The following is a 24,614-nucleotide window of genomic DNA, read 5'->3' as shown; positions in this document are numbered from 1 at the left end:
GAGCCCGCGACGGGTTCCTCCCCGAGGCCCGGGGCGCGTGGGCTCAGGCGACCACCGGCGCCTCGCGCGCCGCGCCCTCCGCCGTCTCGTCGTCAGGAGGCGGCGGCCCCGGCGCCCGCACCGGCAGCCGCAGCGCCACCACCGCCGCCACCGCCACCAGACCCGCCGTCGACCACACCGCCACCCGGTAGGGCCCGGCGTCCGGGGCGCCCGTGCCGTGGCCGCCGCCGATGAGCGCCGCGCACAGGGCGATGCCCGCCGCGCCGCCCAGGGTCCGGACGATCTGGAACAGGCCCATGGCCTGGCCCAGGTCCGGTGGGGCGAGGGTGGCGAAGCCCGCGAGCTGGACGGTGAGGACGGCCGTGCCGAGGACCAGGCCAACCAGGAACATCAACGCCCGTACGGCCCAGGCGTGTTCGGCGACGCCCGCCACCGCGAGCAGCGCGAACACCCCGGTCGCCACGGCCAGCGCGGGCACGGCGAGCAGGCGCGGGCCGAGGCGGGGCAGCAGCCGGTCCACCACCTGGGAGGCGAGCAGCAGACCGAGGGCTTCGGGGAAGACGCTCAGGCCCGCGTCGAGGGCCGAGCCGCCGAGCGCCGCCTGGTGCAGCAGCGGGAAGGCGAAGAGCAGCCCCATCAGGCCCGCCGAGGTGAGGGCCGCGAGCGCCGACCCGGTCGCGTACGCGCGGTCGGTGAAAAGCCGCAGCCGCAGCAGGGGTTCGGCGGCCCGCCGCAGGTGGACGACGGCGGCCGCCAGCAGCGCGGCGCCGAGGAGGCCGCTCACGGCGACGGCGGGCCGGGTCCAGCCGTGGGACGGCCCGTACCCGAGGGCGTAGGTGAGCAGTCCGAGCGCCGGGGTGGCGAGCAGGAACCCGGCGCGGTCGAACCGCGCCCGGGCGCCCTCGACCTGCTCGCGCAGGCCGACCGCGCCGATGAGGACCGCGAGGGCGCCGACGGGGACGTTGACGAAGAACAGCCAGTGCCAGGAGAGGTGTTCGGTCAGCAGGCCGCCGAGCGGCGGGCCGAGCGCGGGCATCAGGGCGGTGGGGACGATGAGGACCTTCGAAAGCCGCGTCCGCTCGTCCGGGGCGAACGCCCGGAACAGGAGCGTCATGCCGACGGGCGTGAGCAGTCCGCCCGCGAGGCCCTGCACGGCCCGTGCCGCGATCAGGACCGGCAGGTCCTGGGCGAGGCCGCACAGCGCGGAGGCGGCGGTGAACACGGCGAGCGCGCCGAGGAAGACCCGCTTGGTGCCGAAGCGGTCACCGAGCCAGCCCGCGACGGGCAGGGCGAGCGCGAGGGCCACCAGGAAGGCCGTCTCGACGGCGTTGGCCGCCGAGACGGGCCTGCCGAAGTCCTCGGCGATGGTGAACAGGGCCGGGTTGACGATCGTGGAGTCCAGGCCGTTCATGCACATCGCGGCGGTGTAGACGACCACGACGGCAACGCGGGGCGGGATCAGGGGTGTGCGGGGCGCGGTCACCGGGTCTGCTCGCTCAGGCGGTCGGCGATCACGCGGGCGATGTGCGCGATCGGCTCGGGCAGGGTCATGTCCTTGTGAGAGCAGGCGACGTTCGTGGTGGCGACGCGCCCGCTGACGTACGGGGTCCAGGTGTCGGGCGTGAGGGTGTCGTCGATGGTGTCGACGGTGGCCCGGAAGAACAGCACGTCGCCGTGGAAGACGCGGTGGTCGTAGCGCCGCACCAGGTCGTTGGTGTTGAGGTAGACATCGGCCAGGGCCTCGAAGGTGGGGGTGGGCAGGGCGGCCAGCGGGCTGCCCTCGCGCTGGAGGACGGCGACGACGTTGGCGGTGGTCAGCGGCTTGCCTTCGAGGCTTTCGGGGCCGTGCCCGCCCATCGTCAGGAGGGATTCGAGGGCTTCGGCGTGGTCGGGCACGGGCAGGTCGCGGAAGCCCTCGGCGGGGTAGGCGTCGAGGATCGCGAGGAGTTCGACGTCCTCTCCCTCGGCCTGGAGGTGGGTGGCCAGGGCGTGGGCGATGATGCCGCCGGTGGACCAGCCGAGCAGCCGGTAGGGGCCGTGGGGCTGCACCTCGCGAATGCGGGCGGCGTAGTGCGCGGCCAGCTCCTCCAGGGTGGTCGGCAGCGGCGCGTCGGCGGTGGCGGGGCCGACGCCCTGGGCCTGGAGTCCGTAGACCGGCACGTCGGCGGGGATGTGCCGGATGAGGCCCGCGTAGCACCAGCTCAGGCCGCCCGCGGGATGGACGCAGTGCAGCGGGGCGCGGTCGCCGTCGCGGCCCGGCCGCAGCGGCAGCAGCACGTCGAGCGGATCGTCCTCGCGCACCGCGTCGAGGGCGGCGTCGAGCGCGGCCACGGTGGGCGACTGGAAGACGGTGCCGATGGAGACCTCCGCGCCCAACTCGGCCCGGACGCGGGCGGCGAGGCGCACGGCGAGCAGCGAGTGGCCGCCGAGGTCGAAGAAGTTGGCGTCGACGCCGACCTGTTCCGGGCCGTCCAGGCCGAGCACGTCGGCGAAGAGCGCGCACAGCCGGGCCTCGCGCGGCGTGCGCGGGGCGCGCCCGGTCCTGCTCGGGCCGGGGCGGCCGGGCGCGGGCAGGGCCTTGCGGTCGAGCTTGCCGTTGCTGGTCAGCGGCAGCTGGTCGAGGAGCACCACGGCGGCGGGCACCATGTGGGCGGGCAGGTGCCGGGCGGTGTGCTCGCGCAGGGCGGCGGCGTCCGCGCCGACCTGGCCGTCCAAGCCGTCCAGGCCGTCCAGGCCGTCCGCGGCGGGCGACGGCACGGCGTAGCCGACGAGCCGCTGGTCGCCGGGGGTGTCCTCGCGGACGACGACGGCGGCGTCGGCGACGCCGGGGTGGCCCGCCAGCACCGCTTCGATCTCGCCGAGTTCGATGCGGAAGCCGCGGATCTTCACCTGCTGGTCGGCGCGCCCGAAGTACTCCAGGGTGCCGTCGGCGCGGCGCCGGGCCAGGTCACCGGAGCGGTACATGCGGGTGCCGCGCTCACCGAAGAGGTGCGCGTACGGATCGGCGACGAACCGGGTGCCGGTCAGGCCGGGGCGGCCCAGATAGCCGAGGGCGACGCCCGCGCCCGCGACGTACATCTCCCCGGTGACGCCGGGCGGCACCGGCCGCAGGCGCTCGTCGAGGACGTAGACGCGCAGGTCGGGGATGTTGACGCCGATGGTGGAGGAGGTGGCGGCCGCGGCGGTGGCGCGGTCCAGCGGGAAGTGGGTGACGTGCACGGTCGTCTCGGTGATGCCGTACATGTTCACCAGGACCGGGGCGTCGTCGGCGTGCCGCTCGTACCAGTCGGCGAGCCGCCCGAGTTCAAGGGCCTCGCCGCCGAACACGACGTAGCGCAGCGCGAGTTCGTGGCCGGGCTCGTCGCGGTCGGCCGCGGCGAGCTGGTAGAACGCCGACGGCGTCTGGTTGAGGACGGTGACGCGCTCGGCGGCGAGGAGACGCAGGAAGGCGCCCGGGTCGCGGCTGGTGAGGTGGGGTACGACGACGACCTTGCCGCCGTACAGGAGCGCGCCCCACAGCTCCCACACGGAGAAGTCGAAGGCGTAGGAGTGGAACAGCGTCCAGGCGTCGTCGGGTCCGAAGCCGAACCAGTGGTCGGTGGCGGTCAGGAGCCGGGTGACGTTGTGGTGCGAGACCACCACGCCCTTGGGGCGGCCGGTGGAGCCGGAGGTGTAGATGACGTACGCCGGGTCGTCGGGGGTCAGCGGCCGGACGCGGTCGGCCTGGCGCGGCGGCGCGGCGTCGTACGCGTCGGCGGCCCCGCCGTCGACGGTGATCAGCGGCAGGTCGTGGGCGGGCAGGCGGGGCGCGGTGGCCGTGTCGGTGACGACGGCGACGGGCCGGGCGTCGTCGAGCATGTAGGCGAGGCGCTCGGCGGGGTAGTCGGGGTCGAGCGGCAGATAGGCCGCTCCGGAAAGGGACACCGCGAGCAGGCCGGTGACCAGGTCGAGGGAGCGGGGCAGGGCGAGCGCGACGATCGTGCCGGGGCCGATGGAGCGGGCGGTGAGCAGCCGGGCCAGGCGGCTGGCGCGGGCGGTGAGTTCGGCGTAGGTGAGCTGCTCCCCGTCGTGGCTGGCGGCGACGCGGTCGGGGTGGCGGCGGGCGGCTTCCAGGTAGCGCTGGGCGAGCGTCTCCGGTCTGGGGGAGCCGCCGGGCAGGGCCTGGGCGTTGCCGTCGACGAGGGCGCGGCGCCGCTCGTCGGGGCTGAGCAGCGGCAGGCGGGTGAGGGGGGTGTCGGGGGCGGTGGCGGCGGCGGTGAGGAGCCGGGCGAGGCGGTCGGCGAGGGCCTGGGCGGTGGCGCGGTCGAACAGGTCGGTGCGGAACTCCAGGAAGCCGCCGATGCCGCCGCCGGGCAGTTCACCGGCGTTGAGGGTGAGGTCGAACTTGGCGGTGCCGGACGGCACGGCGCCGAGGCGGGCGCGGGCGTCGGGCCCGAAGGCGAACGCGGTGTCGGGGACCGACTGCCAGGCGAGCATCGTCTGGAACAGGGGGTGCCGGGCGAGGGAGCGCGGCGGGTTGAGGGCCTCGACGAGGTGGTCGAAGGGCAGCGCGTCGTGCTCGAAGGCGCCGAGGGTGCTGGTGCGGACGCGGTCGAGCAGGGCGGTGAAGGTGGGGTCGCCGGAGGTGTCGGTGCGCAGGACGACGGTGTTGGTGAAGAAGCCGACGATATCGGCGGTGGCGTCGTCGTCGCGGCCCGCGACGGGGGTGCCGAGGGGGATGTCGGTGCCGCAGCCGTGCCGGGTGAGCAGGGCGGCGAGGCCCGCCTGCACGGTCATGAAGACGCTGGTGCCGGTGGCGCGGGCGAGCCGGGCCAGGGCGGTGTGCGTCGCCTGGTCGAGCGCGAAGGGGACGGTGTCGCCCTGGTGGGAGGCGACGGGCGGGTGCGGCCGGTCGGTGGGCAGCTCCAGGTGGTCGGGCAGCCCGGCGAGGGCGTCCCGCCAGTAGGAGAGCTGGGCCTCGGCGAGCGGGGTGGGCCGCTGCGGGGTGCCGAGCAGCAGCCGCTGGCGCGCGGCGTGGTCGGCGTACTGCGCGGGCAGCGGCGTGAACGCGGGGGCCCGGCCCTGGAGGCGGGCGGTGTAGGCGGTGGCGAGGTCGCGGGCCAGCGGGGTGGTGGAGGCGCCGTCGCCCGCGATGTGGTGCAGCAGGAGCAGCAGGGTGTGCCGCTCGGGTCCGGTGCTGAACAGCGTGGCGCGCAGCGGCGGTTCGGCGGCGAGGTCGAAGCAGTGCCGGACGGCGCCGCCGAGGTCGTCGCCGGGCGCGGCCAGGTGCAGCGCGGGGCGGGCGGCGGGGTCGTCGGCGGCGAGGACGCGCTGGCGCGGCAGCCCGTCGGGGCCGCCGTCGGGGCCTTCGGCGGGGGTCGGGTAGAGGGTGCGCAGGGTCTCGTGCCGGGCCGTCAGGTCGCCCAGGGCGCGGGTGAGGGCGTCCCGGTCCAGGGGGCCTTCGAGGCTGAGGACGAGGGGGATGTTGTACGTGGGGCTCGGGCCCTGAAGGCGGTGCAGGAACCACAGGCGCTGCTGGGCCGGTGACAGCGGCAGGTCGCCGGTGCGGGGCAGCCGGGTCAGCGGCGTGTCGGCGGCGGTGGTGCTCCGGGTGCGGACGAGGTCGGCGAGGCCCGCCGGGGTGGGGTGGCGGAACACGTCGGCGAGGGAGACGTCCGTGGCGAAGGCCTCCCGCAGCCGGGCGGCGAGCCGGGCCGCGAGCAGCGAGTGGCCGCCCAGGTCGAGGAATCCGGCGTCGAGCGCGACGCCGTCCGCCAGGCCGAGCAGGTCGGCGAAGAGGCCGCGGACGGTCTCGGTGTACGGGTCGTCGGTGGCCGGTGCGGGTCCGGCGGGCGCCTGCTCGGGCTCGGGCAGGGCGCGGTGGTCGAGCTTGTCGTTGGCGGTGCGGGGCAGCGCGGTGAGCAGGGACACCGTCGCGGGCACCATGTGCGCGGGCAGCGCGGCCGCCAGGTGGGCGCGCAGGGCGGCGGGGTCGGCGTCGGCGCCCGCGCGGGGCACGGCGTAGGCGAGCAGGCGCTTGCCGGTGGCGCCGTCGCGGGCGATGACGGCGGCCTGGGCGACGGCGGGGTGGGCGGCCAGGACGGCCTGGATCTCGCCGAGTTCGACGCGGAAGCCGCGGATCTTCACCTGGTCGTCGGTGCGGCCGAGGAACTCCAGGGTGCCGTCGGCGCGGCGCCGCACGAGGTCACCGGTGCGGTACATGCGTCCGCCCGTCTCGCCGTGCGGGGGGCCGAACGGGTCGGCGACGTAACGGTCCGCGGTCAGGTCGGGGCGGCCGAGGTAGCCGCGGGCCAGGCAGGCACCGGCCACGTACAGCTCGCCCGCGACGCCGTCGGGCGCCGGGCGCAGGCTGGCGTCGAGGACGTAGAGGCGGCTGGCGCGCACGGGCCGTCCGGCGCCGTCGGGGCCGGTCCAGCAGTAGGCGTCGACGGTGGTCTCGGTGGGCCCGTACAGGTTGAGCGGGTGCAGTCCTTCGACGGCGTTCAGGCGCCGCCACAGCGGTGCGGGCACGTGCTCGCCGCCGACGACGAGGACGGCGGGGCGGTGCCGTCCGCCGTCGAGGAGGCCCTCGGCGAGCAGGGCCTCGGCGTAGGAGGGCGTGACGTCGAGGTAGTCGACGCGCTCGGTGTCGACGTACGCGGTCAGGGCGGCCGGGTCGCGGTAGGTGGCGTCGTCGAGGAGGTGCAGTTCGTGGCCGTGGACCAGCCACAGGATCGGGTCCCAGGCGGCGTCGAAGGCGAACGACGCACTGTGGGCGACGCGCAGGGTCTCGCGGCCGGTGCGGGCGACGGCGGGCGCGATGTGGTCGGCGCCGTGGCTGGCGAGGAGGTTGGCGAGGGAGGCGTGGGGGACGACGACGCCCTTGGGGCGGCCGGTGGAGCCGGAGGTGTGGATCACGTAGGCGGCGCTGCCGGGCGCGGGCGGGTCGGCGGGCGCATGGGCGGGGCGCGCGGCGAGCGCGGCGCGGATCTCGGGGGCGTCCAGCGGGAGTTCGGGGCGGCCGTGGTCGGGCAGGGCGGCCAGGGTCGCGGTGGTGCCGACGACGCAGGCGGGGCGGGCGTCGTCGAGGACCGCGCGGGTGCGGGCGGCGGGGTGGCCGAGGTCGAGGGGCTGGCAGGCGCCGCCCGCCTTCAGGACGGCGAGCAGGGCGACGACCATGTCGGTGCCGCGCGGCAGGGCGAGTGCGACGGGCGTCTCGGCGGTGACGCCGCGGTCGGCGAGTTCGTGGGCGAGCCGGTTCGCGGCGGCGTCCAGGTCGGCGAAGGTCAGCGCGGCGGCGCCGCAGCGCACGGCGACGCGGTCGGGGGTGCGGGCGGCCTGCGCCGCGAACGCCTCCGGGAGCGTGGTCGTGACCGGTGCCTCGGCGCGGCCCGCCGTGACCCGGCGCACGGTGTCCGCGTCGAGCAGGTCGAGGCGGGCCAGCGGGCGGTGCGGGTCGGTGAGCAGCTGCTCGGCGAGGGCGTCGAGCAGGTGGGCGAACACGGCCTGGTGGCGGGCGAGTTCAGCGGTGTCGTAGCGGTCGGCCGCGGCCTCGAAGGCCAGGGTGAGGGCGCCGTCGCCGTCCGGCCAGGCGCTGATCGCGAGGTCGTCGACGGGGCCCGCGGCCAGGTTGCGGACGGTGCCGGGGGTTCCGGCGAAGTCGAGAGGGCCGCCGTCGAAGGGCTTGATGTTCACCAGGGGGCCGGTCAGCGGCTCGGCCACCGGGCGCGGACCGAGGTCGCGGCGCAGGTCCGCCTGCGGGTAGCGCTGGTGGCGGCGGGCGGCGCGGATCTCACGGACGACGCGCCGCAGCAGCAGGGCCGGGGTGTCGTCGGGGCGCACGGCGAGGCGCAGCGGCAGCACGTTCACGGTCATGGCGGGGGTGCGCAGGGCGGCGGGGCCGCGCCGGTTGGTGACGGGCAGTCCGAGGACCACCTCGGGGGCGCCGGTGACCCGGTGCAGATACGTGGCGACGGCGGCCACGAGGAGTTCCGCCCAGGTGGCCTTGGCCGCGTCGGCGGCGGCGGTGAGCCGGTCGAGGTCCGGCAGCGGTGCCGCCGCCTTGCGCGGGGCGCCGGTGGCGGTGTCGGCGGGGCGGGTGGCGAGGATGGCCGGGGCGGGCGCGCCTGCCATCCGCCCGGTCCAGAACTCCCGGTCGGCGGCGTACCGTTCACCGCTCCGGTAGGCGGTCTCGTCGTCGACGAGTTCCCGCAGCGACGCGAAGCGGCACTCCGGTGCCGGGCCCGTCGGGTCGGACGTGAACGCGGTGTACAGCTCGGCGACGCGGCGGCCGATCAGCTGGAGGGCGTAGGCGTCCACGGCGATGTGGTGGACGCGCTGGTACCACCAGTAGCGGTCGTCGGCGAGGCGGATGAGCGCCTGCGTCATCAGGCTGTCGGCGGTGGCGGCGGGTCCGGCGGTGGCGGCGGGGCGGGCGAGGTCCGCCTCGATCCAGGCGTCGGCGGCCTCTTCGGGCCGTTCGGCGGCGCGCAGGTCGAGCCGGTGCACGAGTGTGGACGGCTCCCGCTCCACCCACCGCCACGGCTCGCCGTCGGACTCGGTGACGCGCAGCCGCAGCGTGTCGGCCTCGGCCACGGTCTGCCGCAGGGCCCGCTCGAACCGGTCCTCGTCCACGGGGCCGTGAATCTCCGTCACGTCCGCGGTCTGGAAGGCGGTGGATCCGGGGTCCACCCGCTGCGCGTAGTGGATACCGGCCTGCGCGGCCAACAGGGGGAACGCGTCCGGGCGCTGCTGCATGCGGACAACTCCTTGGGGAATGGGGGGCGCACCGGACGACCAGCGCGTACTTAGGTAAGCCTAAGCTATCTTTCACGGGTGCCGTGCTGCGTACGGCACCCCGTACCGCGTACGGAATCCCGTACCGAGCTTTCGCGAAGAGGAGCCGATGCCCCACCCCGCCGACGACACGCCCCGCGCCCTGCCGGACCTCAAGTCCGCGGTGCGGCAGCACATCGCGGAGCGCCGCGACGACCTCGTGGCGCTCAGCCGCCGCATCCACGGCCACCCGGAGACGGCCTTCACCGAGCACCGGGCCGCCGCCTGGTGCGCCGACGCGCTGCGCGCGGCCGGTTTCGCGGTGGAGTCCCCCGCGTACGGCCTGGACACCGCGTTCGCCGCGAGCACCGGCGCGGGCCCGCTGACGGTGGCGTTCGTGTGCGAGTACGACGCCCTGCCGGGCCTCGGCCACGCCTGCGGGCACAACCTGATCGCGGCGGCGGGCGTCGGCGCGGCGCTGGGCCTGGCCCCGTACGCCGACGAACTGGGCCTGCGCGTACGGGTCATCGGGGCTCCGGCGGAGGAGCGCGGGGCGGGCAAGGCGCTGCTGCTCGACGCGGGCGCGTTCGACGGCGTGGACGCCGCGATGATGGTGCACCCGTGCCCGTTCGAGATGGCCGACTTCCGGTCCTTCGCGCTGGGCACGCTGTCGGTGACGTACACCGGCCGCTCGGCCCACCCGAGCCTCAACCCGCACGAGGGCCGCAACGCGGCCGACGCGCTGACCGTCGCCCAGGTCGCCCTCGGGCTGCTGCGCCAGCACCTGCCGCCGCAGTGGCGGGTGCACGGCATCACCACGGAGGCGGGCACCACGCCGAACGCCGTGCCCGCCCGCGCGACGGCCGAGTACGAGCTGCGCGCCCTGGCCGCCGAGGACCTGACCGAGCTGCGGTCCCGGGTGGAGGACTGCTTCCGCGCCGGGGCCCTGGCCACCGGCTGCGAGGTGGCGCTTGAGCGACCGGAGCCGGACTACCTCGACTTCCGCGGCGACCCCGCACTGACCGCGCTGTGGACCGCGAACGCGCGCACCCTCGGGCGGCCGGAGCCGGTGGAGCGCCCGCCGTTCGCCTGCACCGACATGGGCAACGTGTCGCACGTGGTGCCGTCCATCCACCCGGTGCTCGACATCAGCGGCGGCGCCTGCGCGCCGCACGAGCCGGAGTTCGCCGCCGCGGCCCTCTCACCGGCCGCCGAGCGGGCGCTGGTCGAGGGGGCGACGGCGCTGGCGTGGACGGCGGTGGACCTCGCCCGCGAGGCGGGGCGCGCCCCGGCCGCGACGGCGGGCGAGGCGCGCTGACCGCGCGTCAGGCGCCCGGGCCGCACCCGGGCGCCTGATGGGCCGTCAGGATCCGCCCAGCGCCTTGGAGATGTCCTTCACGACGACCTCGCTGGCCAGCGGGCCGCCGCGGGTGGACCACACCGAGCCGTCGACGGTCACGGCGTGCTTCTTCTTGACGGCGTTCAGGTTCTTGTAGGCGGGCTTGGACTGCACGTCCTTGAGCGCCTTCTCACCGTCGGAGGTGAGGGTGGACAGGAACAGCCAGTCGCCGTCGATCTCGTCGATCTTCTCCAGGCTCAGCGACGGGGTGTGCGCGTTGCCGTCCTTGCTCTGGGCCTTGGGCCGCTTCAGGCCCATCTCCAGGGCGACGCCGCTGGCGAACTGCTTCTTCTCCATCCAGCTCGGGCCGTCCGGGTTCCAGCGGACGATGGAGACCTCGGCGCCCTTGTTCTCACCGAGCTTCGCGCCCGCGGCCTTCGCCGCGGACTCGTGCTCGGAGATGACCTCGTTGGCCTTGTCGAGCTTGTTCACGGCGTTGCCGATGCCCCGGAAGGAGAGCTTCCAGTCGTCGGCGGGCGCCATGGTGACAAGGGTGGCGGGGGTGATCTCGCGGAGCTGCTTGAGGACCTGCTCGTCCTGCATGTCCCCGGCGAGGATCAGGTCGGGCTTGGCGGCGACGACCTTGTCCATGACCGGCTGGAGGAGGTTGCCGACGACGTCGACGCCCTTGACCTTGTCGGCCAGGTAGGCCGGAGGCTTGTTGAGGCCCTGGCCGTTGGTGATGCCGACCGGCTTGACGCCGAGGGCGAGGACCGCGTCCAGGTCCTCCTGGGTCAGCGTGACGACGCGCTGGGGGTGGGCGGGCACCCGCACGGCGCGGCCCGTGGCGTCCTTGACGGTGCGGGTGCCGGAGCCCTTGGCGGCCGACGTGCCCTGGGAGTCCTTCGTGCCCTTCGAGTCGTCGCCGGACCCGCAGGCGGTCAGCAGCAGCGCGGCCGCCCCGAGGGCCGCGACGGCGCGCGCCGCCCGGCGCGGCGCGAGGGAGGAGGATCTGCGGGGCTGGTTCATCGAGGGCTCCGTGTTCAATGGGACGGTCCGTGCGCAACGGCACGCGACGTCGCGTACGAGGAAGGCGCGCACGAGGGAACGGCCGACCGGCCGTCTCACCTCGCCCAACGCAAGCTAAGGTTAGCCTTACCTTACAGTTGCGTGGGCCGGGGGTCGCCCCGTCCCCCAGGAAGGGCGGGGCACACAGTGGAACTGCGCGTCGAGCGGCTCACCGCCGGATACGACGGCCGCACCGTCGTCGACCGGGTCGACCTGACGATCGGCTCCGGCCAAGTGGTGGCCGTGGTCGGGCCCAACGGCTGCGGCAAGTCGACCCTGCTGCGGACGATGGCCCGGCTCCACGAACCGGCCTCCGGGCGGGTTCTGGCCGACGGCGAGGACGTGTGGCGGCTGCGCCAGCGGGAGGTCGCCCACCGCGTCGCCCTGCTCCCCCAGTCGCCCCAGGCGCCGGAGGCGGTCACGGTCGCGGGCCTGGTGCGCTACGGCCGCCATCCGCACCAGGGACTGTTCCGCCAGTGGTCCCGCGACGACGAGCGGGCGGTGGCCGAGGCCCTGCGCGCCACCGGCACGGCCGCGCTCGCCGACCGCCGCCTCGACGCGCTGTCCGGCGGTCAGCGCCAACGCTGCTGGCTGGCCATGGTGTTGGCGCAGGAGACCCCCGTCGTCCTGCTCGACGAGCCCACCAGCGCGCTGGACATCGGGCACGCCGTGGAGGTGCTGGACCTGGTGCGCGAGATCGCCGCGGGCGGCCGCACCGTCGTCATGGTCGTGCACGACCTCGCCGCCGCGGCACGGTACGCCGACACGGTGGTCGCGATGCGCGAGGGCCGGGTGGTGGCCTGCGGCCCGCCGCGCGAGACCATCGACGCCGCGCTCGTGCGCGAGCTGTACGGCATCGACACGGAGATCCTGTTCGCGGGGTCGGACGGGGCGCCGGTGGTGGTGCCGGTGGCGGGGGCGAACGCGGGTGCGGGTGCGGGCGTGAGCGCGCGTGCGGACGCGAGCGCGGACGCGGGTGCCCGAGCGGGCGGTGCCTGAGCGGGGGCGAGCCGACGTCAGGCGGGCGGGGCCGCACGCCCCGTGCGGGCGGCGCCTGAGGCTCGGGTTGGCCACGGGTCCTGGAGGCAGCCCGACGGCACGCGCGCGCCCGGCCGCACACCCCGGGGCCGCACATGACGCACGGGGGACCCCACATGCGGAGGGACCGCCCCGCACCGGCCCCCCGCGTGAGACCGTACGCGACAGCGGGTGCTCCCCCGCCTCCAACTCCCCACTCCCGCGAGCGAGACGGCACATGACCACCCCCACCCGCACCCCTTCCGCCCCCGACGACGACCCCCGCGCCGCCGCCACCCGCCTCACCGGCCTCGCCGCCACCGCCGCCCGCCCCCTGTCGGGCGCGCTCACCCAGGTCGGCCTCGCCGACGGGCGGACGGTCGTGGTCAAGCGCGCCGACGCGCCCGGCGCGGCACGGGCGGAGGCGGCGGGGCTGCGCTGGCTCGCCGCCGCCGGGGCGGTCCGCGTCCCCACCGTGCACGGCCAGGACGAGCGGTGGCTGGTGACCGACCTGGTGCCGCCGGGGCGCCCGAGCGCGGACGCGGCGGCGCGGTTCGGCGGGGAGCTGGCCGCGCTGCACGCCGTCGGCGCGCCCGCGTTCGGCGCGGCGCCGCCCGGCGGCCCCGAGGAGGCGTACATCGGGCTCGCGCCCATGCGCAACGCTCCCGGCGCCGACTGGCCCGGCTGGTACGCCGCGCACCGCGTGCTGCCGTACCTGCGCCGCGCGGTGGACGACGGCACGGTCCGCCCCGCCGAGGCGGCGGTCGTCGAGCGCGTCTGCGAGCGGCTTCCCGACCTCGCGGGCCCGGCCGAGCCGCCCGCCCGGCTGCACGGCGACCTGTGGAACGGCAATGTGCTGTGGGCCGCCGACGGGCACGCCTGGCTGATCGACCCCGCCGCGCACGGCGGCCACCGGGAGACCGACCTGGCGATGCTCCACCTGTTCGGCTGCCCGCACCTGGAGCGGGTCCTCGACGGCTACCAGGAGGCGGCGCCGCTGGCCGACGGCTGGCGCGACCGCGTGGGCCTGCACCAGCTCTTCCCGCTCCTGGTGCACACGGTCCTCTTCGGCCGCGGCTACGCCGACCAGGCCCTGGCCGCCGCCCGCTCGGCCCTGCGGGCGTGACCGCGCGGCCCTGCGGGCGTGACCGCGCGGCTCAGCGCAGGTCGAGCCGCATCAGCACCCGGGGGTGCCCGGCCAGCACGGAGGTGGTGTCGGCCGCGTGCGTGAACCCGGCGCGCTCGAAGTTCCTCCGGATTCCCGCGTACGCCATGGTGAGGTCCACCCTGGCGGTACCGCTGTCCAGCGGGTACGCCTCAACGGCCGGGGCGCCGTGCTCCCGCGCGAACTCCACGGCACCGGCGATCAGCGCGTGCGAGATCCCCCGCTTGCGGTGCCCAGGGCGCACCCGTACGCACCACAGCGACCAGACCGGCAGGTCGTCGACGTGCGGAATCGTCCGGCTCCGCGCGAACGAGGTCTCCGCGCGCGGCGCCACCGCCGCCCACCCCACCGGCTCGTCCCCGTCGTAGGCGAGCACCCCCGGAGCCGTGTCCTTCCGGCACAGCTCCGCCACGTACGCGCCGCGCTCCGTCCCCCGCAACGCGTTGTTGAGCTTCGCCGGAATCCGGTAGCTCAGACACCAGCACACGGTGGCGCCGGGCGACTTCGGGCCGAGCACCAAGCGAACGTCGTCGAAGACCGAGGCCGGGCGGATCTCTAGGGTCATGGGGTCACGGTGCCATCACGCCATCGACTCCGCGACCACGGACGCCGCCCGGGCGATCAGCCTGTCCTCGGGGGTGGCGTCCTTGTCTCCTCGGTACGACAGGATCGCCATGACGAGGGGCGCGGCTCCGGGGCGCCACACCACGGCGATGTCGTTGCGGGCGCCGTAGTAGCTGCCGGTGCCGGTCTTGTCGCCGACCACCCAGGTCTTGGGCACCCCGGCCCGGATGACCTTGTCGCCGGTGGTGTTGGTCTTCAGCCAGGTGGCGAGCTGGGCGCGGTCCGGCTCGGGCAGCACCCGGCCGAGTACATAGGCGCGCAGGTCCCTGGCGAGGGCCCGCGGCGTGCTGGTGTCCCGTCGCTCCCCCGGCACCCAGCGGCTCAGGTACGGCTCGACGCGCTCCACCCGGGTCACGCGGTCGCCGATCCGCTCCAGTGCCCGGTCCAGGCCCTGGGGGCCGCCGAGCTTGTCGAAGAGCAAGTTGGCCGCGGTGTTGTCGCTGTGGCGCACGGCCGCGTCGCACAGCGCGCGCAGCGTCATGCCGGTGTCGACGTGCTTCTCGGTGACGGGAGAGTAGTCGACCAGGTCGTCCTTGGAGTACCGCACCACCTGCTCCATGCCGTGCGGGGAGTACTTCCGCAGCACGGCACCGGCGGCCAGGGCCTTGAAGGTGGAGTTGTACGGGAAGCGCCGCCCGTCGCGGTACGCCACCTCGCGCCCCGTCCCGGTGTCGAGGGCGTACACGCCGAGCCGCGCGTCGTACTCGCGCTCAAGCTTCTGGAAGGCACGCACGTACGGCGCCTTGCCGTGCGGGGTGCTGTCCGTCGCCGGGCCGGTGTGCGCGCCCTGGTCCGACGCGGCGGCCGCGCGGCCGGAACGGGTGGGTCCGTCGTCGTCGGCGCAGGCCACGAGCGGGGCCAGGACGAGCGCGGCGAGCGCGGCGAGCGCGGCGACGGCGGCGCGCCGGACGTGGGAGCGGTGCGGGGTGCGGATCTGCCGCATGGTCAACCTCCATCAGGCCCCTCACGGGGGCACGGGGGACGGGGCGGCACCGCCCCGTCCACGGTGTGGTGATCGGTGCCGGGATCCACCTCACCGCCCCCTGGCCCATGCGGTCCAATACGCTTTCGCGCGGTTCCATGCCGATCTGGCATCTGGCATAGGGTGCGGGGTGTGGATCTCGTGGGGGCGTGCAGGGCGTTCGTCAGCGTCAGTGAGCGGGGCGGCTTCACCGTGGGGGCCGCCGCCGCGCGGATGTCCCAGTCGGTGGCCAGCCGCCGGGTGGCCGCGCTGGAGGAGCGCCTCGGCGGGCCGCTGTTCGAGCGGACCTCACGGCGGGCGGTGCTGACGCCCTTCGGCCGGGACGTGCTTCCGGCGGCCCGCCAACTCGTGCAGGCCGCCGACGTGCTGCTGCACGAGGCGGAGGCCGCCCACCGCAAGCCGTGGCGGCTCGCGATGCCCGGCGTCTGCGCCACCGCCGACCTGGCCCGCCTGGTCGCCGAGGCACGCGGGCTCGGCGTCACGCTCGACATCCGCGTCGCCCCGCCGACGCAGCGCACCGAGCTGGTCCACTCCCACCAGGTGCGGGCCGCGCTGCTCGCCGTACCCGCGAACGACGCGGACGACGGGGACGATGGGGACGGCACGGTCTGGTCGGTGCCGCTCGGCCTCGCCACGGCCCGGGACCCCGGGGTCCGGCGGGTCTACCTGGAGACGCTGCGCCTCACACGCGGCGCGCCAGGACCGGCCCGCCGGGTGTGGCTCCAGCCGGAGGACGACGTACCGCACATCCGGGACCCGCTGACCCGGCTGCGCGACGCGCTCGGCCTGCGCCCCGCGCAGCTCGTCGCCGCGCCCGACCTGACGACGGCCGCGGCGGAGGTGCTCTGCGGCCCCGACCTGCTGCTGTGCTCCCCCGCCCAGGCCGTCGAACTCGGTCTGGTCTGGCGGCCCATCGGGGAGGTCGCGCTCCGGCGGGGGTTCGCCCTCGCCGCCGCGGGGGACGGCAACCCCCGGCACATCCAGGCCCGTCTGGGCGAGGCCATCGCCCGCTGCCTCGGCGCGGACACCCCGGCGGACCCGCCCGGCGCGCCCGGCGCGCCCACGGACGGTGGCCGCGCGGCCACCGCGGAAAGGACCACGGCGTGAACACGGAGGCGCTGCTGCGCGACCTGCGCCACCAGCTGTCCGACGGCGGACTGCGCGGGTCGTTCCTCGTACGGGACCTGAGCACCGGAGACGAGCTGGGCCTTGAGCCCGACACCCAGCTGCCCGTCGCGTCCCTGGTGAAGATCCCGCTCGCGGTGGCGACGGTGGAGCGCATCCGGCGGGGCGAACTCGACGGCGCGACGCCGCTCGACGTCCGGCCCGGCCGGATCACCACCCCCGGCCCCACGGGCGTGACCCGCTTCCGCCACCCCGCCCGGATCGCGATCGACGACCTGCTCTACCTGAGTACGTCCATCAGCGACGGCGCCGCCGCCGACGCGCTGTTCGAGCTGACGCCGCCCGCGCGGGTCGCGGCCGTCCTCAGCGAGCTGGGCCTGCGCGGCTTCACCGTCCGGCACGGCATGCGGGAGCTGTCCGACACCCCCTCGGAACTTCTCGACCCCGCCCGGGTGCACCTCGCCCACGCGCTGGCCATCGACGCGGGCACCAGCGGCCGGGGGCACCGCCTGCCGCAGCTCGACACCACCCGCGCCAACACCGCCAGCGCCCGCGCCTGCGTCGACCTGCTCCAGGCCCTGTGGACCCCCTCGACGGTCCCGGCGGACGTGGCCGCGCGGGTGCGCGACCTCATGGCCCACAACCTCATCCGGCACCGCCTCACCCCGGACTTCAGCTCCGACGCGACGACCTGGTCCTCCAAGACCGGCACGCTGCTGAACCTCCGCCACGAGATGGGCGTCGTCGAGCACGCCGACGGCCAGGCCTTCGCCGTCGCCGTGCTCACCGAGTCCCTGGTGCCCGCCAGCGCCCAGCCCGGCGCCGACGCCCTGATGGCGCACGTGGCCCGGCAACTGCGCGACCACCTGCGGCAGTTGTAGCCCCGGAACGGGCCCGCGCGGTCAACCCCCGCCCCTGACCGGGGGCTGCCGCACCCGTGCGTACGCCCGCTCAGCTCCGCGTCGAGCGTCTCCTGAGCGGTGCGCGCCGTCGCCGCCGTACTCGGGCTGCCGCAGCCGCTGCCCCGTCTCGTCCTCGGAAGGCCTCCTCGACACGGCGGCCGAAGGCCAGGACGACGGCGTCGCCGACCCGGATCTCGGCATGGCCGTCGAGGCCGCCCTCGATCGTCACGCGCGCCAGCTCCTCCACCGGTGCGCGCTTGCGGGCCCGCCCCTAGGGGTGAACCAGGTCTGCTCCTGGCTCAGTTGACGCGCGCGTCGCCCGGAGGCTCGCGCATCGGCGCGGGGGCGTGTCACGTGTCAGGGGAAGCAGCCGCCGCCCCGGTCCACGCCGGGCGGCGGCTGCCCCGCGACGCGCGGCGACCGGGCTCCCTGACTCGGTCCTCCGCACGCCGCGCCCCCACCGGACGCACGGCGTGCGGGAGTTCGCCGTGTCCCGTCCGGCGGCAGGCTTGACCGCTTCCTCAGCAGACCTCGTCACCGGAATGTAGCCGACCCTCACCCACCGGTGCACCGCCTTTGCCCCGGCCTCCCCGCGCGTACGGCCGATAACCGGCGCACCAGCCCGTCCGCCCGCCCTGACCCGGAGGTCCGGCCCGCATCGCGCCGACGAGACCCCCGCGGCCGCCCGCCCCGGACGCGGTCCGCCGCGCTCATGACCGACGCCGCCGACCTCGTGGGGCACTACGGCTCCCGGGCCGCAGCCGTCGGCCTGTGCACCCCCGCGGTGTACGCGGCGGCGGCCCGGCCGCTGGCGTTCGGCGCGGGCATCGCCGAGGTCAGCCGGACACCGGGCGGCTGGCGGGGCTCCCCCGCGCTCGGCACCCTCGCGGAGCACCCCGGCCGGGGGTGCTCGCCACGCCCGCGCGGCGGCGCTTCGTGGACGCGCCGCTCGACGGCCTCCACGGCCACGGCCGACCGTTCCGCGCCGGTCATGCGACACGTTCGTATGATCGTCAGTGACTCCGCGTCCCCCGCCCCGGTTGGGCACGGCGCACGGGAGGGGACACCCGCCCCCTCGGCACCGAGCGTCAAGGAGCAGGCAATGAACGGCCTTCGGGCAAGGAAGCTGACCCGCTGGGCGCTGGTCACGGCCGTGGCGGCCGTCCCCGCCGCCCTGTCGACCGGCACGGCACACGCCGACGAGACCCACAAGAACTCGCACAACGCGCCCCGCGTCGCCCTGGTCAACACCGGCCAGATCGACGACCCGATGGAGGACGTCCTGGAGCACACGCTGCTCTTCGGCGACGGCTACACCTGGGACTGACGGCCACCGCGCCACGCGGTGACCGCGCCCCGGGCGGACGCATGTGACGAACGGCCGCCCGGGGCGCACGCCCGCCTCAGACCCCCTGGCTCCGTCCGCGCGCCGACCGTCGCCGGGCCGGGCATCCGGGCGGTCGGCGGGGGTTCAAGGACGGTTCCTCACCGCACCACGACGTTGTCCGCGGCCGAGGTCGACGGTCCAGTGGTGCTGTTGCCGTAATACACCCAGCGCCACGCGCCCGTCCTGGACGCCTTCACCGTCGTCCTGAGACCGCCCGAGCCGTTGGCGCGCACCTTCTTCACCGTGGTGTAGGAGGTGGCTCCGCTGGGCTTGAACTGCAGGCTCACCAGGCGGCCTCCGTAGGAGGCGTACTTCTTCGTCTCCCAGTTGGCCCGCGTCACCTTGCCGGTCACGGTGATGGTCCCGCCCGTGGCCACCGGCTCGGGCGCGGCGTTCACACGCAGGCGGGAGGCGCGCTTGACGTGGGCGGTCAGGCCCTTGGCGTCCGTGTCGCCGCGGCCACCGCCGAAGGACACCTCAGCCGCGACCTTCCAGGCTCCGGCGTCGCTGTTGCGCATGTCCCACTCACTGGGGTCGAAGTACATCTTCTCGTCGAAGTCGCAGACGCCCGGGCCCGCCTCGTTGCAGTCGCTCGTCTCGATGGCGTGCCACAGCCGGTCATCCGTGCTGCCGCGGTACAGGAACACCATCGGCCCCTTCCACGTGCGGGTGGTCGTCATCCGGAAGGAGGCGGGCACCGCGACCTCGGACACCCCGATCACGATCGGCTTGCCGCCGTTCACCTGGACGCGGGTGAAGGAGGCACCGCCCTCGGCCGCCCCGGCCGGTACCGCGGCCACGCCCGTGACCACCGCCGCCGCGCCACCGGCCACGACCGCTCTCCAGACTTTCCTGCCCACCTGATCTCCGATCTCCGCGTGTCTGTGCCGAAAGGCGCCGGACAGCGCCCTTCCGGCGCCTTTCAGACACCCGGGGTTCACACGGGGTTGCGCGCCCGTTGATCACGATCGGGCATCGGAGGCTCTTCACCTCGCGCGTCCGGGAGCCCGGCTCGCCCCCCGCAGATGGGTTCTCAAGGCTCGTACGACCTCTCAGGGCTCGTACGACTTCTCACGGCCCGTACGACCTCTCACGGCCCGTACGACTTCTCACGGTCCGTACGACTTCTCAGGGCCCGTACGACCTCTCAGGGCTCGTACAGCGGCAGGAAGTGCACGACGGCCTCCTCGTACGGGTGCGCGGCGCGCACCGCCTCCAGGACGTCCCGGGCCTGCTCCTCGTCGCAGACCGACTCGATCCGGCGCTCCTCGCTCTGGCGTACGACCCCCACGTCGCCGTCGTAGGGCCGCGCGCCCGGCAGCGGAATCCAGGTGCCGGTGACCGGCCAGACGCTGGCGCAGCGGGCGTACTCCCCGACCCGGCCCGCGCCCGCCGCGTGCAGGGCGTCCACCACCTGCTCCACATGGCTGGCCGGAACGGAGATCTCGATCTTCAGACGTGTCATCGCCGCCCCCTGACGCGCCACGTGGCGGGCGCCGCGTCCCGCGTCTCGCTCCGCGTCAACCAGGCGCCGGGCCGCGCTGGCCAGTTGACGGGGTGGCCGTCCGCCTCGCGCACCCCGGCGAGGCCCCGTACGCAGGCGTCCAGGCCCCGGTCGGCGCGCGGCCGGACCGACACCGCGCGGTGCTCCACGGGCGCGGCGCGGTCGCCGCGCCCTCCACTCATCACGTTGATCACCACGGAATCGAAGCACGGCCGACAGCGGACCGCCTACCGTTGACAGCGCGCAGCGGCGCGGTCACGGTCCGCGTCGAACGCGTGGCAGGCGGACGGCTGGTGAAAGGCACGGGGACGGCATGGGATTCGGCTTTGGGCAGCGGCGGGGCGGGCAGCTGCCGGTGGAGCGGACCAGTTTCGTGGGGCGGGTCCGGGAGGTCGCGCAGGTGCGGGCGGCGCTGGAGGAGGCGCCGCTGGTCACGCTGGTGGGTCCGGGCGGCGTCGGCAAGAGCCGGACGGCGCTGCACGCGGCGGGCGGGCTCGGGGAGCGGTTCGCGGACGGGGTGTGGCTGGCGGAGCTGTCGGGGCTCGGCGACCCTGAGCTGGTGCCCGCCACGCTGGCCGCCGTGCTCGAACTTCCGGAGCAGCCGGGCATGGAGCCGCTGGACGCGGTCGTGGCGCATCTGCGGGGGCGTCGGCTGCTGATCGTCCTGGACACCTGCGAGCACCTGGTGGACGCGTGCGCGCTGCTCTGCGACGTGCTGCTGCGCGAGGCGCCGGGCGTGTGCGTGCTCGCCACCAGCCGCCAGCCGCTCGACGTGCCCGGCGAGCGCTGTCTGCCCGTGGCCCCGCTGGACGGCGAGGACGCGCTCGAACTGTTCGTGCAGCGCGCGGCGGCGGTCGTGCCGGGCTTCACCGCCGGGGACGCCAACCGGGCGCAGCTGGACGCGCTCGTCGCCCGGCTCGACGGCATTCCGCTGGCCCTGGAGCTGGCGGCGGTGCGGCTGCGGGCGGTGCCGCTCGCGCAGTTGGTGGCGCGGCTCGACCAGCGGTTCGGGGTCCTCACGGGCGGGCGGCGCACCGCGCTGGCGCGCCACCAGACGCTGCGCACGGCCATCGACTGGTCGTACGAGCTGTGCGCGCCCGACGAGCGGCGGCTGTGGGCGCGCCTTTCGGTGTTCGCGGGCCCCTTCGAGCTGGCGACGGCGGAGCAGGTGTGCGCGGACGCGGAACTCGCCGGGGAGGACGTGCTGGAGGCACTGGTCGGCCTGGTCGACAAGTCGGTGGTGCAGCACCTCAGCGAGGACACCGGCCGGTACCGGCTCCTGGACACGATCCGCGCGTACGGCGCCGAGCGGCTCGCCGGTTCGGGGGGCGCGGCGGGCGCCCGGGAGCGGCACTTCGCGTACTACGAGGAGCTGGGGCAGCGGTTCTGGGACGAGTTGCTCACGCCCGCCCAGGTGGAGTTGCACGGGGCGGTGCGGGCGGTGGTCGCCGACGTGCGGGCCGCGCTGGGGCACGCGTTCGGCGGCGCGGGGCGCCCGGCGGCCGGACTGTGGCTGGCCGCCCAGCTCGCGCCGTACTGGCGGGCGGCCGGGACGCTGTCGGAGGGGCGGTACTGGATCGACAAGGGGCTCGGCCTGGTGGCCGCGGACTGCGCGGAGCGGGCCTGGGGGCTGTTCATGTCGGGGGTGCTCTCGGTGTGGGCGGGGGACCTGGCCGTCGCGCCGGGGCGGTTCGAGGAGGCCCGGGAGGTGGCCGTGCGGTGCGGCGACGACCGGGTGGTGCTGTTCGCCGAGCCGTACCTGGGGGCGATGCGGGCGCTGTGCGGGGAGGTCGAGGAGGGCCTGGCGGCGCTGGAGCTGGGCCGCCAGCGGATCGTGGCGGCCGGGGACCCGCTGGGCATCAGCGTCGTCCACTACGAGGGCGCGCTGCTGCGGGCCGTGCTCGGGGACACGGTCGGCGCCCTGGAGCTGTGCGACATCGGGCTCGCCCACCTCAAGGAGACCGGCGACCGGCAGCTCTACGCCTCCACGCTGACGGTGCAGGGCATCATCCTGTGGCTCGCCGGGCGGCACGAGGAGAGCGTGCCGCCGCTGCGGCGGGCCCTGGAGGCGGTGAGCGAGGTGGGGGACGTGCTGGTCGCGGCGCTGTGCTGCCTGGGGCTCGCCTGGCACGCGGCGCGGCAGGAGCGGTATGCGCAGGCGGCCTGGCTGATGGGGTACGCGGAGGGCGCGCGCCGCATGACCGGGGACCCGGTGGCGATGCTGCCGTCGCTGCTCGACCAGCAGGAGTCGGTGCAGCAGGCGGTGCGCGCGGCGCTGGGCGAGACGGCGTTCGAGCGCTGGCACGGCGTGGGTTCCCACCTGTCGGGCACGGAGGTCCTGGAGGCGGTGCGCGCCGACGCCGACGTACCACCTTCGGGGAGTTACGTACCCAGGGCGCGGCGCGGGCGGTCGGCGGCCGACGTCCTCACCCCGCGCGAGCGGGAGGTCGCCGCGCTGGTCGCGCAGGGCCTGTCCAACCGCGAGGTCGCCGAGCGCCTCGTCATCTCCAAGCGGACGGCGGACACCCACGTCGAGCGGATCCTCACCAAGCTGGAACTGGACTCGCGCGCGGAGATCCCGGGAGCGCTGGAGGCGTAGGCCCCTCCGGGCGGGCCCCGCCGCACGCCGCCTCGCGCGCGCCGCCGCGCGCCCGACCCCTGCGGCGGCATACGTACGTACGTCGTTCCCGCCGAGGCCCGCGGGGCGGCGCGCGGCATCCGTATACGGATCTACGGAGGTTACGGATGCCGGGACGCCGGGGCGCGCGGGACGCTGGTGCGGCAGCCCGGGGGCCGGGAGCGCGGCGCGGGCGCCTGCGGCGTACCGACGCCGCACAGGCACGGGCGCTCCGCGCCGTCTTCCCCCACGGGCGGCGCGGCAGGCGGGCGACGGCGTCAGTCGGTGGGCCGTCGCCCGCCTGCCCCGGGGACCTGGTCGAGCGCCGGGGCGATGACGGCGAACGCGCGCTTCGTGAGCGTCTCCGGGTCCTGGGCGCCGTCGCTGCCGCTCCACTGGTGCAGCACGGCGTCGAAGGCGGTCAGGGCCATCCCCGCGGCCATGCGCGGGTACAGGTCGGCGCCGGGGTCGAGGCCGTGACGGGACGCCAGCTCCGCCGCGAGGTCGTCGCGCCACTGCGCCTGCCGCTCCAGGAAGCGGGCGAGCAGCGCGGGCGTCCCCAGGATCAGCTGGACCACGCGCAGGGCCCGGCCGGTGTGGTCGGCGCGGTCCGCGCAGACCGCCATGCCGACCCAGACCGCGTGCCGCAGCGCCTCGGACACGGGCTCCGCGGCCGGGCGCGCGGCCAGCTCCGCACGCATGGCGGCGCCGAGGCCCGCGAGGAACTGGACGACCACGTCCTCCTTGGACGCGAAGTACCGGAAGAACGTCCGCTTGGAGACCCCGGCGGTGGCCACGATCTCGTCGACGGTGACCGCGTCGAAGCCCTTCGACGCGAGCAGTTGTAGCGCGGCCTCGGTCAGCTCGCTCGCGACGAGCTGACGCTTGCGCTCGGCCAGGGTGCCTTCAGGACGGGGATTCACCGGGCCATCGTACACAGCGTGCCGGTGGTGACACAGGGGCGCGCAGTGGCATTCAGACGCACATTGACATCCAGATGCGCTCTGACATTCAGGCGCATGTTGACATTCAGGGGCGCCCTGACATTCAGGGGCGCTCTGGCATTCAGATGCATGCTGGCATCCAGAGCCGCACTGGCGCGCAGTAGCACTTCGACACCATGAGCCACCTTGACACTTAGTGTCACCAGAGGCAATGTGTGCCGCATGAGCCAGAAGAAGCGTTGGAGCGCCGCGCACATACCGGACCAGCGGGGGCGGGTCTTCGTCGTCACCGGAGCCAGCAGCGGACTCGGCCTGGCGAGCGCCCGGGCACTCGTCCGTAAGGGGGCACACGTGGTCCTGGCCGTGCGCGACGAGGACAAGGGCCTTCGGGTCGCCGCGGACCTCACCGCCGCGCAGCCGGGGGCCCTCGTGGAGGTGCGCCACCTCGACCTCGCCGACCTGGAGTCGGTCAGGGCGTTCGCCGACGGGCTGCGCTCCGACCACGCGCGGCTCGACGTGCTCGTCAACAACGCGGGGGTGATGGCCCCGCCCCGCACGCTCAGCGCGCAGGGCCACGAGGTGCAGTTCGCCGCCAACCACCTCGGCCACTTCGCGCTCACCGGCCTGCTGCTCGACCTGCTCGCGGCCGGGCGCGACCCTCGCGTGGTCACGGTCAGCTCGGCCAACCACCGGCAGGGCCGCATCGCCTTCGACGACCTGCACGGCGAGCGCGCGTACACGCCGATGGGGCACTACAACCAGTCCAAGCTCGCCAACGCCGTCTTCGGCTGGGAGCTGCACCAGCGGCTCACCGCCGCCGCGAGCCCGGTGCGCAGCGTGCTCGCCCACCCCGGCTACACCGCCACCGGCCTCCAGACGAACGGCCCGGTCGCCCCGGTGAAGCTGCTGTTCGGCCGCCTCCTCAAGCCGCTCGCCCAGTCCCCGGACCAGGGCGCGCTGAGCCTGTTGTACGCGGCGACCGAGCCGGGCGTGGCAGGCGGGCAGTTCATCGGGCCCGGCGGCCCGGCCGAGCTGCGCGGCGCTCCGACGCGGGTGCGCCTGGCCCCGGCCGCCACCGACGCCGACACCGGGCGCCGCCTGTGGGCGGTCTCGGAGGAGCTGACCGGCGTGCGCTTCACGTTCCCGACACCGGTGTGACGCCGCACGCGTGACAAACCGTCGTAGC

17 protein-coding genes are annotated in these 24,614 nt (G+C 75.5%); 8 read left to right on the top strand and 9 right to left on the bottom strand.

Translation table 11 applies throughout. The annotated features are described in order from the left end of the window. Positions 1-43: 43 nt before the first annotated feature. Both ACOBQU_RS36060 and ACOBQU_RS36055 read right to left on the bottom strand, forming a co-directional pair. A complete protein-coding gene (locus ACOBQU_RS36060) occupies positions 44-1,483 on the bottom strand; it encodes a DHA2 family efflux MFS transporter permease subunit (protein WP_423633249.1) in 1,440 nt (479 codons plus the stop codon). Next, a complete protein-coding gene (locus ACOBQU_RS36055) occupies positions 1,480-8,736 on the bottom strand; it encodes an amino acid adenylation domain-containing protein (protein WP_423633247.1) in 7,257 nt (2,418 codons plus the stop codon). Before ACOBQU_RS36055 ends, ACOBQU_RS36060 begins: the two co-directional genes overlap by 4 nt. Positions 8,737-8,884: 148 nt before the next feature. Here ACOBQU_RS36055 and ACOBQU_RS36050 point away from each other — a divergent pair, with 148 nt between their 5' ends. Beyond that, positions 8,885-10,072 (top strand): M20 family metallopeptidase, encoded by a 1,188-nt coding sequence (locus ACOBQU_RS36050; protein WP_423633245.1) that lies wholly within the window; start codon positions 8,885-8,887, stop codon positions 10,070-10,072. Positions 10,073-10,117: 45 nt separating this feature from the next. Here the strand turns inward: ACOBQU_RS36050 and ACOBQU_RS36045 are convergent, their stop codons facing one another. Continuing rightward, positions 10,118-11,122 carry an ABC transporter substrate-binding protein gene (locus ACOBQU_RS36045; protein ID WP_423633243.1) on the bottom strand — a complete coding sequence of 335 codons (1,005 nt, stop codon included), beginning with the start codon at positions 11,120-11,122 and terminating at the stop codon, positions 10,118-10,120. A 186-nt stretch (positions 11,123-11,308) separates the two neighbouring features. Between ACOBQU_RS36045 and ACOBQU_RS36040 the strand changes: the two genes are divergently transcribed. Together ACOBQU_RS36040 and ACOBQU_RS36035 are read left to right on the top strand one after the other, a co-directional pair. Next, entirely contained in the window at positions 11,309-12,160 is an 852-nt protein-coding gene (locus ACOBQU_RS36040) for an ABC transporter ATP-binding protein (RefSeq protein ID WP_423633241.1), read from the top strand. A gap of 256 nt (positions 12,161-12,416) precedes the next feature. Continuing rightward, the gene (locus ACOBQU_RS36035; RefSeq protein WP_423633239.1) at positions 12,417-13,304 is read left to right on the top strand and encodes a fructosamine kinase family protein; all 888 of its coding nucleotides are present in this window, start codon (positions 12,417-12,419) and stop codon (positions 13,302-13,304) included. 31 nt (positions 13,305-13,335) lie between these two features. On the opposite strand, the gene ACOBQU_RS36030 is transcribed toward ACOBQU_RS36035, so the two are convergent. Together ACOBQU_RS36030 and bla are read right to left on the bottom strand one after the other, a co-directional pair. Beyond that, entirely contained in the window at positions 13,336-13,908 is a 573-nt protein-coding gene (locus ACOBQU_RS36030) for a GNAT family N-acetyltransferase (protein WP_423633238.1), read from the bottom strand. A gap of 15 nt (positions 13,909-13,923) precedes the next feature. Continuing rightward, a complete protein-coding gene (bla, locus tag ACOBQU_RS36025; RefSeq protein WP_423633236.1) occupies positions 13,924-14,910 on the bottom strand; it encodes a class A beta-lactamase in 987 nt (328 codons plus the stop codon). A gap of 171 nt (positions 14,911-15,081) precedes the next feature. Here bla and ACOBQU_RS36020 point away from each other — a divergent pair, with 171 nt between their 5' ends. From ACOBQU_RS36020 to ACOBQU_RS36010, 3 genes are all read left to right on the top strand, one after another. Further along, a complete protein-coding gene (locus ACOBQU_RS36020; RefSeq protein ID WP_423633234.1) occupies positions 15,082-16,056 on the top strand; it encodes a LysR family transcriptional regulator in 975 nt (324 codons plus the stop codon). Next, complete coding sequence (locus ACOBQU_RS36015; protein WP_423633232.1) at positions 16,053-16,955, top strand: serine hydrolase; 903 nt, start codon at positions 16,053-16,055, stop codon at positions 16,953-16,955. Before ACOBQU_RS36020 ends, ACOBQU_RS36015 begins: the two co-directional genes overlap by 4 nt. 1,123 nt (positions 16,956-18,078) lie before the next feature. After that, a complete protein-coding gene (locus ACOBQU_RS36010; protein WP_423634937.1) occupies positions 18,079-18,303 on the top strand; it encodes a hypothetical protein in 225 nt (74 codons plus the stop codon). 158 nt (positions 18,304-18,461) lie between these two features. On the opposite strand, the gene ACOBQU_RS36005 is transcribed toward ACOBQU_RS36010, so the two are convergent. The 3 genes from ACOBQU_RS36005 to ACOBQU_RS35995 form a co-directional block, all read right to left on the bottom strand. After that, positions 18,462-19,223, bottom strand: a complete 762-nt coding sequence (locus ACOBQU_RS36005) for a hypothetical protein (RefSeq protein ID WP_423633230.1) — start codon at positions 19,221-19,223, stop codon at positions 18,462-18,464. A gap of 287 nt (positions 19,224-19,510) precedes the next feature. After that, entirely contained in the window at positions 19,511-19,828 is a 318-nt protein-coding gene (locus ACOBQU_RS36000) for a hypothetical protein (protein WP_423633228.1), read from the bottom strand. Next, positions 19,825-20,061 carry a hypothetical protein gene (locus ACOBQU_RS35995; RefSeq protein WP_423633227.1) on the bottom strand — a complete coding sequence of 79 codons (237 nt, stop codon included), beginning with the start codon at positions 20,059-20,061 and terminating at the stop codon, positions 19,825-19,827. The genes ACOBQU_RS36000 and ACOBQU_RS35995 overlap by 4 nt, the downstream gene beginning before the upstream one ends. A gap of 119 nt (positions 20,062-20,180) precedes the next feature. On the opposite strand from ACOBQU_RS35995, the gene ACOBQU_RS35990 reads away from it, so the two are divergent. After that, complete coding sequence (locus ACOBQU_RS35990; RefSeq protein WP_423633225.1) at positions 20,181-22,466, top strand: ATP-binding protein; 2,286 nt, start codon at positions 20,181-20,183, stop codon at positions 22,464-22,466. Between the two features lie 296 nt (positions 22,467-22,762). Here the strand turns inward: ACOBQU_RS35990 and ACOBQU_RS35985 are convergent, their stop codons facing one another. Further along, on the bottom strand, positions 22,763-23,407 hold the full coding sequence (locus tag ACOBQU_RS35985; protein WP_423633223.1) for a TetR family transcriptional regulator: 645 nt from the start codon (positions 23,405-23,407) through the stop codon (positions 22,763-22,765). Positions 23,408-23,650: 243 nt separating this feature from the next. Between ACOBQU_RS35985 and ACOBQU_RS35980 the strand changes: the two genes are divergently transcribed. Further along, complete coding sequence (locus tag ACOBQU_RS35980; protein WP_423633221.1) at positions 23,651-24,586, top strand: oxidoreductase; 936 nt, start codon at positions 23,651-23,653, stop codon at positions 24,584-24,586. The last annotated feature ends 28 nt before the right edge of the window (positions 24,587-24,614 follow it).

It is taken from the genome of Streptomyces sp. G45, assembly GCF_049542095.1.
Taxonomy (GTDB): Bacteria; Actinomycetota; Actinomycetes; order Streptomycetales; family Streptomycetaceae; genus Streptomyces.
The sequence above is the reverse complement of the archived record's forward strand: the minus strand, read 5'-3'. Positions and strand labels throughout refer to the sequence as shown.

What these genes read in the sequence shown, in the direction of transcription:
- ACOBQU_RS36035 (WP_423633239.1), top strand. Translation starts at nt 12,417, where the DNA reads ATGACCACCCCCACCCGCACCCCTTCCGCCCCCGACGACGACCCCCGC.
- ACOBQU_RS36030 (WP_423633238.1), bottom strand. Translation starts at nt 13,908, where the DNA reads ATGACCCTAGAGATCCGCCCGGCCTCGGTCTTCGACGACGTTCGCTTG.
- ACOBQU_RS36000 (WP_423633228.1), bottom strand. Translation starts at nt 19,828, where the DNA reads ATGACACGTCTGAAGATCGAGATCTCCGTTCCGGCCAGCCATGTGGAG.
- ACOBQU_RS36055 (WP_423633247.1), bottom strand. Translation starts at nt 8,736, where the DNA reads ATGCAGCAGCGCCCGGACGCGTTCCCCCTGTTGGCCGCGCAGGCCGGT.
- ACOBQU_RS36045 (WP_423633243.1), bottom strand. Translation starts at nt 11,122, where the DNA reads ATGAACCAGCCCCGCAGATCCTCCTCCCTCGCGCCGCGCCGGGCGGCG.
- ACOBQU_RS36050 (WP_423633245.1), top strand. Translation starts at nt 8,885, where the DNA reads ATGCCCCACCCCGCCGACGACACGCCCCGCGCCCTGCCGGACCTCAAG.
- ACOBQU_RS36010 (WP_423634937.1), top strand. Translation starts at nt 18,079, where the DNA reads ATGAACGGCCTTCGGGCAAGGAAGCTGACCCGCTGGGCGCTGGTCACG.
- ACOBQU_RS35980 (WP_423633221.1), top strand. Translation starts at nt 23,651, where the DNA reads ATGAGCCAGAAGAAGCGTTGGAGCGCCGCGCACATACCGGACCAGCGG.
- ACOBQU_RS35990 (WP_423633225.1), top strand. Translation starts at nt 20,181, where the DNA reads ATGGGATTCGGCTTTGGGCAGCGGCGGGGCGGGCAGCTGCCGGTGGAG.
- bla (WP_423633236.1), bottom strand. Translation starts at nt 14,910, where the DNA reads ATGCGGCAGATCCGCACCCCGCACCGCTCCCACGTCCGGCGCGCCGCC.